Source organism: Pseudohongiella sp. (assembly GCF_040877505.1).
GTDB lineage: Bacteria > Pseudomonadota > Gammaproteobacteria > Pseudomonadales > Pseudohongiellaceae > Pseudohongiella.
In genome coordinates, this window is the sequence record NZ_JBBDNQ010000040.1 from 79,987 (window position 1) to 90,726 (window position 10,740).

General features: G+C 57.2%; 8 protein-coding genes. 7 read left to right on the top strand and 1 reads right to left on the bottom strand.

The genetic code is table 11. The features are described from left to right. The first annotated feature begins 150 nt into the window (after positions 1-150). From WD071_RS14585 to WD071_RS14595, 3 genes are all read left to right on the top strand, one after another. On the top strand, positions 151-744 hold the full coding sequence (locus WD071_RS14585) for a DUF1285 domain-containing protein (protein ID WP_368049129.1): 594 nt from the start codon (positions 151-153) through the stop codon (positions 742-744). Positions 745-925: 181 nt separating this feature from the next. Then, complete coding sequence (locus WD071_RS14590) at positions 926-1,675, top strand: electron transfer flavoprotein subunit beta/FixA family protein (RefSeq protein WP_368049130.1); 750 nt, start codon at positions 926-928, stop codon at positions 1,673-1,675. Between the two features lie 14 nt (positions 1,676-1,689). Continuing rightward, positions 1,690-2,619: an electron transfer flavoprotein subunit alpha/FixB family protein gene (locus tag WD071_RS14595; RefSeq protein WP_368049131.1), complete on the top strand. Its 930-nt coding sequence runs from the start codon at positions 1,690-1,692 to the stop codon at positions 2,617-2,619. Between the two features lie 79 nt (positions 2,620-2,698). Here WD071_RS14595 and rne read toward each other — a convergent pair whose 3' ends face one another. Beyond that, a complete protein-coding gene (gene rne, locus WD071_RS14600; protein WP_368049132.1) occupies positions 2,699-5,893 on the bottom strand; it encodes a ribonuclease E in 3,195 nt (1,064 codons plus the stop codon). An 881-nt stretch (positions 5,894-6,774) separates the two neighbouring features. Here rne and WD071_RS14605 point away from each other — a divergent pair. The 4 genes from WD071_RS14605 (at position 6,775) to WD071_RS14620 (ending at position 10,700) form a co-directional block, all read left to right on the top strand. After that, positions 6,775-8,022, top strand: a complete 1,248-nt coding sequence (locus tag WD071_RS14605) for an FtsX-like permease family protein (protein ID WP_368049133.1) — start codon at positions 6,775-6,777, stop codon at positions 8,020-8,022. Positions 8,023-8,040: 18 nt separating this feature from the next. Continuing rightward, positions 8,041-8,742, top strand: coding sequence for a lipoprotein-releasing ABC transporter ATP-binding protein LolD (gene lolD, locus WD071_RS14610; RefSeq protein WP_368049134.1), 702 nt, complete (start codon positions 8,041-8,043; stop codon positions 8,740-8,742). Continuing rightward, the gene (locus tag WD071_RS14615; protein WP_368049135.1) at positions 8,739-9,989 is read left to right on the top strand and encodes a lipoprotein-releasing ABC transporter permease subunit; all 1,251 of its coding nucleotides are present in this window, start codon (positions 8,739-8,741) and stop codon (positions 9,987-9,989) included. The genes lolD and WD071_RS14615 overlap by 4 nt, the downstream gene beginning before the upstream one ends. 372 nt (positions 9,990-10,361) lie before the next feature. Next, positions 10,362-10,700 (top strand): type II toxin-antitoxin system HicB family antitoxin, encoded by a 339-nt coding sequence (locus WD071_RS14620; protein WP_368049136.1) that lies wholly within the window; start codon positions 10,362-10,364, stop codon positions 10,698-10,700. Positions 10,701-10,740 lie beyond the last annotated feature (40 nt).

Genomic DNA, 10,740 nt, shown 5'->3' on the forward strand with positions numbered 1-10,740 from the left:
GGAGCAATACGGGAGTCGGTCTCGGAACGGTCGCCTGCGGCGCCCTGATTGTTCCTCGACGGACGTCCCGCATCACTCCCGAATCAGACTTGGGTGCAGTGGCATTGGTCGTGTATACCCTTTAAGCACTTGAGAGAATAGGAGGCGAGCATGAGTGACAGGTATGTGAGTCCTGATAACCTGCTGAAACAGATCGGCAAACAGCGCGGTCCGGCCCCGGTACACGACTGGGATCCGCCCTATTGCGGTGAGATGGACATGCGCATCGCGGCCGACGGCCGCTGGTACCATGAAGGCTCACCTATTGGCCGCATCGCCATGGTACGTCTGTTCTCTTCCATCTTGCGGCTGGATGACGATGGGCACCATTATCTGGTGACACCGGTGGAGAAAGTGCGTATCAAAGTGGACGATTGCCCCTTTGTGGCGCAGGTGATGGATGTGAGTGGCCAGGGCAGTGAACAACAGCTGGTATTTACCCTGAATACCGGCGAAACCGTCACCGCAGGCCCGGACAATCCGATTGCCGTGACCACCAACGCAGAACAACAACCACATCCGGTGCTTGAAGTTCGCCATGGACTGAAGGCACTGATCAGCCGTTCGGTTTTTTATCAAATGGTGGCATTGGCAGACAGCGACGATCAACTTAAGGCGTCTGTTAAGTCTTTGAAAAACAAGCCATCAATGCAGGATCTGGGTGTTGTCAGTGCGGGTGTTTTTTTCACGCTCGGCCAGTGTTGACAGGCCTTTGATTCAGCCTTTTTATTGACGAAGGCAATTAAAACCGGCATCATTGGCGACCTTTTTTGGGTGCTTACACTGCACTCACTTCGCTTGCTCAGGTTCAGGCACTTGATCTGGATCTTAATGAGCCTTTTGTCCAGGCAGTATAAACAGTCTAAACAGTTAAATTGGAGAATCCATGAAGATTCTGGTAGCAGTCAAACGCGTTGTTGATGCGTACGTTAAAATCCGTGTCAAATCAGATGGCAGTGGCGTTGATCTGGCGAACGCCAAAATGGCAGTCAACCCATTTTGCGAAATCGCCATTGAAGAGGCGATTCGCCTGAAAGAAAAAGGCGTGGCAGATGAAGTCATAGCAGTCTCCATTGGCGAGAAGAGCTGTCAGGAGCAGATTCGTACCGCACTGGCCCTGGGCGCAGACCGCGGCATTCACGTTGATGCCGCCGCTGACGTGCAGCCGCTGGCTGTTGCTCGCGTACTGCAGAAGCTGATTGAAAAAGAAGGTATAGATCTGGTGTTGCTGGGCAAGCAGTCCATTGACTCGGACAACAACCAGGTGGGCCAGATGTTGGGCGCGCTGACCGGCATGCCGCAAGGCACGTTCGCCTGCAAGCTGGAAATTGCTGACGGCAAGGCGGTTGTCACACGTGAGATCGATGGCGGCGAACAGACCGTGTCGCTGACATTGCCTGCGGTGGTCACTACCGACCTGCGTCTGAACGAACCGCGCTACGCCTCGCTGCCCAACATCATGAAGGCCAAGAAAAAGACAATTGATACCGTCACTCCGGATGAACTGGGTGTGGATGTCAGCTCGGGTCTGAAAGTTGTGTCTGTTGAGGCGCCGCCCGCACGTTCTGCCGGTATCAAGGTGGAAAGCGTTGACGAGCTGATCAGCAAACTGAAAACCGAAGCCAAAGTGATTTAAGGGGACGAGCAGATATGAGTATTTTGGTTATAGCAGAACACGATAATGCCGCCCTGAAACCGGCGACACTGAATGCCATCACCGCTGCCAGCGAAATCGGTGGCGATATCACTGTGCTGGTGGCCGGCGCTGGTTGCGATGCAGTGGCCCAGGCCGCTGCCGCCATTAATGGTGTCAGCAAGGTCCTGGTCGCGGACAACGCGGCCTATGAACATCAGATGCCGGAGAATCTGGCTGAACTGATCGCCGAGGCGGGCAAGGATGCTTCGCACATTCTGGCACCGGCAACCACATCGGGTAAGAACCTGATGCCTCGCGTTGCGGCCCTGCTGGGTGTGGCGCAAATTTCCGATATAACGGCCGTGAAAAGCGCCGATACTTTTGTGCGTCCGATCTATGCCGGTAATGCTCTGGCAACTGTGCAGTCCAGTGATGCTGTCAAAGTCATCACCGTGCGCGGTACCGCATTTGATGAAGCCGCCAAAGAAGGTGGCTCAGGAACGGTAGAAGCGCTGGACGTGGTCAAGTCGCAGGATATCGCAACGTTTGTGGGTGAGGAGCTGACAGAATCCGAGCGCCCCGAACTGACCGGTGCAAAAATTGTTATTTCCGGTGGCCGTGGCATGCAGAATGGTGAGAACTTCGCCATGCTGGAGAAAGTGGCTGACAAGCTTGGCGCAGCGATCGGTGCATCCCGTGCTGCAGTTGACGCAGGCTTCGTGCCCAACGACATGCAGGTGGGTCAAACCGGTAAAATCGTGGCGCCTGATCTGTATATCGCTGTCGGCATTTCCGGTGCGATTCAGCATCTGGCAGGCATGAAGGACAGCAAGATAATTGTTGCCATCAACAAGGACGAAGAGGCACCGATCTTCCAGGTGGCTGATTACGGCCTGGTGGCGGACCTGTTCCAGGCAGTGCCCGAGCTGGCCGAGAAGCTCTAAAAAAAGATAAAAAGAATGGGGACGGAGGTAATACTTTCGCTTGCGAAAGTATTACCTCCGTCCCCATTCTTTTTCCTAGTTACTCCGCCTCAGCCTTTTTACGTGCTTCTTCTTCCAGGCGGCGACGCTTGATTTCGCGTGGATCATTTGGTGCGCGGCCACCGGCAGGGATGGGGGCCGTCGGCTCGCTGCTGGCCGGCCTGGCTGCTTCCTCAGTCGGCGCAGGTGTTTCCGTTGCTGTTTCCGATACTGTCTCCGTTGCTACAGCCTCGGTTTGGTCGGCGCTGGTGTCAGCGTCAGCTGTTTTCTTGCTTTTGCTGGTCGCACGTTTGCGTGCCGGTGCGCGTTTGCTGGCAGGCTTTTTCTCTGCCTGCTTGTTCTCTGTCTCCTTGGTTTCTTTTTCCTGGGCAGCATCAGCATCAGCGTCTTCAGGCGTGCCGGCAGACTTGTCCAGCTCAGCCTGCGCGTCAGCTTCTTCCGGCGCACGCTCTGCCAGAGGCTGCTGACCAGCGACGTTGTTGTCATCAGCTGGCTTGTTGTCTTGCGCTACTGCGGCAGACGTATCCTCTTCAGCTTTTTGGGCAGCCTGAACTTCTCTGGCAGCTTCGGGGACAGCTTCCGGGGCTGCTGTTTCAGAGCTTGCCTGAGAGGTTTCCACTGAAGCTGTTTCGGCAGCTGCTTCCGGAGCTACAGGCGCATCGGCAGAGACATTGTTGCTCTTGTTGCCCGCATTGCCTTCATGGCTCTCACCGCTCACATTGCTATCACCGCTCACATTGCTCTCACCGCTGACGTTGCCATCCTTATCCTGGCTGCTGTTGTCAGCACCGGACTCAGCACTGTTTTCCGCATTGCTGCCGCGACCACGACGGCGACTGCCACCACGGCTGCGACGACGACGGGGTTTGGCTGTGCCGTCTTCGTTTTTCTCGCCAGAGTTGTTATCAGCATTGCTGTCAGCTGCATTGGCGTCCTCAGTATTATTGTCGCTGGTCTCGTCGGTGGACTTCACGCGCTTTTCTGACTTTTTCTCCGTCTCGGCAACATGGTTATCTGCCGTCTGCTGCCCGGTCTGATCATCAGTTGCTGCATTGTCGGCCGCTGCGTTTTCATTTTCCGGTGCATCAGGGTGCGGTCCGCGCGTGCGCTTGGTGCTGTTGCGCGGGCGACGGTCGCCACGTCGGCGACGGCTTTGACCTTCGCCACCTTTGTTGTCGTTATCGGACGAATCCTGCGCGCTGCTGTCAGCAACCTGGGCAGCATTGTTGTCCTTGCGTGACCCGTCATCGTCATTCTGCGAACGATTGCGGCCGCTACGTCGACGGCCCTGGCCTTGTGACTGCTCGGAACGATCGCTGCGCTCCGACCTGTCCTCTGTTCTGTCGCCTCGTTCGCTCTTGTCGCTGCGATCACCTTTTTCGTTACCACCACGGTTGCCGCGTTCATTACGATCACTGCGCTGATTGCCGCGACCCTGCTTCTGGTGGCCGCGCTGATTGTTCTGCGGGCGGCGTTCACGGTTGCGGTTGTTGGAACTCTTGTTGGCGTCTTCCTTTTCCTGGTCTTCATCGTTGGCAGCGCCGACAAATAATTCCGAGAACACCGAAATCAATGAGCCCAGGAATCCCTTTTTCTTCGCTTCCGGTGCCACTGCGCGTGCGGTTGGTACATGCGCAGGGGCCTGCGCCAGGGTAGGTGCCTGCACGGCTGCCTGCTGGGGAACAGCCGATTTTTTCGCCTGGATCACATCTTCTTCCGGACCGCCGGTTTCGATCTCGAAGCTGGCGCGCTGGGTGGTCGTCCCATCCTGCGCACTGATGCTCTGGATTTCGTAATGCGGCGTTTCCATGGCCGGGTTGGCAATGATCAGCAGACGGGTTTTGCTTTGCGCTTCAATAGCCTGCACTGCCGAACGTTTTTCGTTCAACAGATAGGAAGCCACCGACAGCGGCACAATCGCGTGGATCTCGGCGCTTTTCTTTTTGTTGGCCTCTTCCTGCAGGATGCGCAGGATGGACAGGCACAGTGACTTCACATCACGGATGGCGCCCTGGCCGTTACAGCGCGGGCACACCACGGCGCTGGTTTCTTCCAGTGACGGACGCAGGCGCTGACGTGACATCTCCAGCAGACCAAAGCGTGATATACGGCCGACCTGGACACGCGCGCGATCAGCTTCAAGCGCGTCACGCATGCGGTTTTCAACTTCTTTCTGATTCTTGGCAGCGCTCATGTCGATAAAATCGATGACCACCAGGCCGCCCATGTCGCGCAGGCGCAACTGGCGGGCGATTTCGTCGGCGGCTTCCAGGTTGGTGTTCAGCGCCGTTTCTTCGATGTCAGACCCGCGGGTTGCGCGTGAGGAGTTGATGTCGATAGAGATCAGCGCTTCGGTCGGGTCGATGACAATAGAGCCGCCGGAAGGCAGTTTCACTTCGCGCTGAAACGCCGATTCAATCTGCGCTTCGATCTGGAAGCGATTGAACAGCGGCAGCGGTTCCTGGTACAACTTGATGCGTGATTCGTAATGCGGCATCACCTGACGCACAAAATCCATGGCTTCGTTAAACGACTCCTGGGTGTCAAACAGCACCTCACCGATGTCCTGGCGCAGGTGGTCGCGAATGGTGCGGATAATGACATTGCTTTCCTGGTAGATCAGGAAGGGCGCTGACTTTTTCTCTGCCGCTTCGGTAATGGACTGCCACAGGGACAGCAGGTAATCCAGGTCCCACTGCAGTTCTTCCTGCTGTTTGCCAACACCGGCGGTACGCACAATGATACCCATGCCGTCGGGGATGTTAAGGCCGTTGATGGCTTCGCGAATCTCGGAACGCTCATCGCCTTCGATGCGGCGGGAAATACCACCGGCGCGCGGGTTGTTTGGCATCAGAACCAGGTAGCGACCGGCCAGGCTGATATAGGTGGTCAGGGCCGCGCCTTTATTGCCGCGCTCTTCCTTTTCCACCTGCACAATGACTTCGGTGCCTTCGGCGACCGCTTCCTTGATATTGACACGACCACCGTCGGTGCCTTTGCGGAAGTAGGACGGGGCGATCTCTTTCAGCGGCAGGAATCCGTGACGTTCGGCGCCAAAGTCGACAAAGGCCGCTTCCAGACTGGGTTCTACCCGGGTGATGCGGCCTTTGAAGATACTGGCCTTTTTCTGCACGCGTGTGCGGTTTTCAATATCGAGGTCGTAGAGTTTCTGGCCGTCAACGAGGGCAACCCGCAACTCTTCTTCCTGCGTGGCGTTGATTAACATTCTTTTCATAATGGATACACATCTCTGTTGAACCAGATCTGTCAATCCAGGTGAGATGATTTACGGGAATCTGAACGCAGACGCAGCCTGGTTACTTCGGCATGGTCAACGTACAGATTTGCGCAGGCGGGGCGGGACAGGACAAGCAATCTACATGAATTGACAGCCTGATAGGGCTGTGAGACATGCCGGTGACAGGGGCGCAATGGGGGCCGGTATCCGTTTCAGTCTGCCCGAAAATGCGGGGCCGTCGACGGAGTCTTGCCGCTACTGCTGCCCGAATCCATGGAAAGAATCCGGGTTTCCTGCTGTCACTGCAACCGTGGTTCCCGGTATCGGAATCGGGGCTATGAAACATGGCCCGGTCGTGTCGAGATCACGGTCTTTTACTGACAGCGTCAGCTCGTAAATCAGAGCCAGTACGCTGCCTTGCTTGTATGTTGTCGCCGTTTGTGTGCCCGGCTTTCCGGCTCTGCGGCTCAGTTTGTGTGGCTGAGATCCTGCTGGAGCGGGATGCAGCGGGGCAAACACAGTCGGTGCGCCCCCGCGCAAAAATCATTCACCCGAGTCTACAATCTGGTTGCTCGGTTAAGTACTGCTTAAAAAATCCGGTACTGCAAATTCGTTGTTTCTGTTCGTTGGTGTTTTTCGTGTCGCTTGTTCTGAGATTGACGCTACACCAGGCTGGCGGTCGGCCGGGCCGGTGTCCTGCTAAAAACCTGTTTGAAAGTGGTTTCTGTCACCATCTCCGCAGCTTCGCGACTATAACAGCAAACCCTCGCTTATTCAAATACCTGAATGACTTATTCACAAGCTCGCTGTTTGTTTTTCCTCAGTCTGCTAGAATCCTTGCCGTCGATTCGTTGCTGTTAATTCCGGATAAGCCGTTCATGTATCAACCCCTGGTCCTGTTTGTCGGGCTGCGCTTTGTCAGAGCCCGCAAAAAAAATCAGCTGATGTCATTCGTCTCGCTGATTTCCATGCTGGGCATTGCATTGGGTGTGCTGGCACTGATTGCGGTGATGTCGGTGATCAATGCCTCCACCAGTACCATGCGCGATGAAACCCTGAAATCGGTACCACACGCCGGACTGGTGCTGCCTGCCGACGGTATTGACTGGCCGCAGGCAGCGCAGATATTGCAGCAGCAGGACGGTATTGTGGCCGCCGCGCCTTTTATAGAAGGCGAAGCCTGGCTGCGTTATGAAGGAACCGGTGAATTTGTTGCCGTGCGCGGCATTGATCCGGCGTCCGAGCCCGCCGTGTTGCAACAGGACAGCCCCAATATGCGGCAACTTATTGAGGAGCTCGCGGCTACCCCCGATGGCATTATTCTGGGCACCCGTCTGGCATCCCGGCTGCGCATGTTCAACGGCATGCAGTTATCGGTCACGCCCCTGTCCAGCCTGTTGCGCCGCGATACTGGTGATGCGCGCAGTTTTCGGGTGCTGGGTGTCGCTGATTTTGGTTTTTACGACAATGCCAGCACTGCCCTGGTCAACCTGTCGGCCGCACAGTCGTTGTTTGTCGGCAGTACGGCAGCGGGCGGGCGTCTGCAGATGCGGCTGCGGGTCGACGACCTGTTTAATGCTGCCACGTTGAGCGCTCAGGCCGCCGACGCGCTGCCCGCTGCGGACTATCAGGTCAGTAGCTGGGATCAGACCCGGCGCAGTCTGTTTGATGCCCTGCGCATGGAGAAGGTGCTGACCGGATTCATGCTGCTGATGATCGTGATCATCGGCGCCGTCAATATTGTTGCCACATTGGTCATGACGGTGGCGGACAAAAGCGCCGACATCGCGATTCTGCGCACCATGGGGGCCGGGCGGGGCACCGTCATGGCGGTGTTTGTCATCCAGGGTTTTGCCGCCGGTGTGTTTGGTACCGTGCTGGGGGCCCTTGGCGGCATTGCCCTGGCGGCCAGCATTGGCGATCTGACCAGGACAGTGCAGACGCTGTTGAATAACACGCTGGCACCTGGCGATGTCTACATGATCGCTCACCTGCAATCTGAGTTGCAGTGGGCCGATGTGGCGCTGGTCTGTGCCTGCGCGCTGCTGATCAGTCTGCTGGCCACTCTTTACCCGGCCTGGCGTGCTTCGCGCATCCAGCCCGCTGACGTTCTGAGGTACGAATAAATGACGCTGGAGCCAGTTATGACAACACCCGGGCATCAGGCAACTCAGGACGCGGTCATCAGTTGCCGACACCTGAGCAAGATCTACACGCAGGGGCCGCAGCAGGTTGAAGTGCTCAGCGACATCAATCTGGAGGTGATGCCGGGCGAACGGATCGCTATTGTCGGCAGTTCCGGCTCCGGCAAAACCACCTTGCTCAATATGCTGGGCGGGCTGGATGCGCCCACCGGCGGCGATATTCAGGTCGCCGGGCAGGCGCTGGCAAGCCTGTCGGAGAAGGAGCGGGGCCTGTTGCGTAACCGCTACCTGGGTTTTGTGTATCAGTTTCACCACCTGCTGGGCGAGTTCAGTGCGCTGGAGAATGTCGCCATGCCGCTGTTGATTGGCGGCGCCAGGGTCAGCGAGGCCCGCGACCGGGCGTCCGAGTTGCTGCACACCGTGGGCCTGGGTCATCGCCTGAGCCACAAGCCGGCCGAGCTGTCGGGTGGAGAGCGGCAGCGGGTGGCCATTGCCCGTGCGCTGGTAGCCTCACCGCGTTGCGTGTTGATGGACGAACCTACCGGCAACCTGGACCGGCGCACGGCAAGTGGCATTCACGAGTTGATGCAATCCCTGAATGAGCGCCTGGCCACCAGTTTTGTGGTCGTCACCCATGATGAACAGTTTGCCGCCAGTCTGGACCGGGTGCTGCTGCTAAACAACGGGTGTCTGCAGGCATGACCCGTTCCCTGACCGCCTTTATTGCGTTGCGTTATGTCAGCGTGGGCCGGCGCAGCCAGCTGGTCAGTTTTATGTCCATGCTGACGGTGGGCGGTCTGGCACTCAGCGTTTGCATCCTGATCACCGTATTGTCAGTGATGAACGGCTTTGACCGTGAAGTGCGGGAAAATGTGCTGGGCATCATGCCGCACGCGACCATACAGACACAGGAGCACGTCAGTACCGGGCGCTGGGCGCAGCTGGACAGCGAAGTGCTGGCGGTGCCCGGCGTTAACATGAGCGCCCCGGTGCTGGAAGTGAACGGCGTTATCGCGGGGCCTGCGGATAATGTCGGGGTGCTGGTGAACGGGGTTGATCCGGCGCGCGAGGCACAGATTTCGCGCCTGTCCGATTTCATGCGTGCGGGCAGTCTGGCGTCCCTGGGCGAATCGCGCTTTCAGGTGGTGCTGGGGGAAACGCTGGCGCAGCGCCTCGATGTGGGTCTGGGCGACAGCGTTACATTGTATTCCCTGAACGTATCGATCAATCCGGTGGCACCATTACCGGTGCAGCGTCGCTTCAGCGTTGGCGGCATCTACCGCGTGGGTACCCAGGAGCTGGACGAACGCCTGGTGATGGTTGCACTGGCAGACGCCCAGGCCCTGTACCGTCAGCCTGACCGCTTCAATGGTCTGCGCCTGCGCACCGACGATGTACTGGCGGTAAACGCCCTGCGCAGCGATGTTGAAGGGATTCTGCCGCAGGGCTTTTATGTGGAGACCTGGACGCAGTGGTTCGGCGCCATCTACGAAAATATCCGTCTGTCGCGCACGATTGTCGGTTTCCTGTTGTGGCTGCTGGTGGCGGTGGCCGCTTTTAATCTGGTGGTCAGCCTGATCATGATTGTGCGCGACAAACGCGGTGATATCGCCATTTTGCGGACAATGGGCGCATCTCCCGGCATGATCGGCCGTATTTTTGTGTTGCAGGGCTGCCTGGTCGGTCTGCTGGGCACGCTGATCGGGCTGGTGCTCGGCGTTCTGCTGGCCGTAAGCGTGAGTGACCTGTTTGCCTGGATCGAACAACTGTCGGGTGCGCAGCTGCTGAGCGCCGATGTGTATCCGGTGGATTTCCTGCCCTCTGAACTGCGTGCGGGTGACCTGATCGGTGTCAGCCTGGGCGTCCTGCTTCTGTGCCTGCTGGCCAGCCTGTATCCCGCCTGGCGCGCCGCGCGCGTGCTGCCGGCCGAGGCGCTGCGAAGCGAATAACGGGCGCTTGCGCCGGTGGTCTGCTATACCTCTAAAGTCGAAGCAGAAAGAGCACTTCATGTGATCTGCCGCGCAACTGACCCGCTAACTCGACCTTGAAAATAGTATCATTAATGGTATCATTTTTTATGGCTGGCCTTCACCATATCCTTACCCGAATGCGGAGTAGCCCCAGTAGCATCAAATTCAGTGACTTGTGCAAAGTCTGCGATGCCTACTTTGGCGAACCACGTCAGTCGGGATCGAGTCATCGGGTTTACAGAACTCTTTGGCATGGAGATCCCAGGGTCAATATTCAGAGTGCCAAGGGTATGGCAAAAGCCTATCAAGTCAGGCAGGTGCTTCGGGCAGTTGAGCGGTTGGAGGTGCTAAGTGGTAACAACAATTGATCGTTATACCTACAGGGTGACCTGGTCTGAGGAAGATCAGGAGAATGTAGGTTTATGCATAGAGTTTCCCGGGTTGAGTTGGCTGGCGGATACTCCAGAGGAAGCGCTTAAAGGCATTCGCTGTTTAGTGCGAGACTGTTTGGAAGACATGGTTAAGCACAAAGAGAAGATTCCGGAGCCCATATCGTCAAAGCAGTTTAGCGGCAAGTTTATGGTGCGTGTCCCACCGGAAACGCATCGCTCGCTGGCAATCGAAGCGGCGGAGTCGGGTGTCAGCCTGAATCGGCTTATCGCCAGTAAGCTTCATCAACCCCGAATGTAGGATTCAATTACCGTTGGCATCGGATGCTGACCTGAATTGC

Bases quoted from the DNA above. Each gene is read 5' to 3' on its own strand.
- rne (WP_368049132.1), bottom strand. From the start codon at position 5,893: ATGAAAAGAATGTTAATCAACGCCACGCAGGAAGAAGAGTTGCGGGTT.
- WD071_RS14595 (WP_368049131.1), top strand. From the start codon at position 1,690: ATGAGTATTTTGGTTATAGCAGAACACGATAATGCCGCCCTGAAACCG.
- WD071_RS14585 (WP_368049129.1), top strand. From the start codon at position 151: ATGAGTGACAGGTATGTGAGTCCTGATAACCTGCTGAAACAGATCGGC.
- WD071_RS14605 (WP_368049133.1), top strand. From the start codon at position 6,775: ATGTATCAACCCCTGGTCCTGTTTGTCGGGCTGCGCTTTGTCAGAGCC.
- lolD (WP_368049134.1), top strand. From the start codon at position 8,041: ATGACAACACCCGGGCATCAGGCAACTCAGGACGCGGTCATCAGTTGC.
- WD071_RS14615 (WP_368049135.1), top strand. From the start codon at position 8,739: ATGACCCGTTCCCTGACCGCCTTTATTGCGTTGCGTTATGTCAGCGTG.
- WD071_RS14590 (WP_368049130.1), top strand. From the start codon at position 926: ATGAAGATTCTGGTAGCAGTCAAACGCGTTGTTGATGCGTACGTTAAA.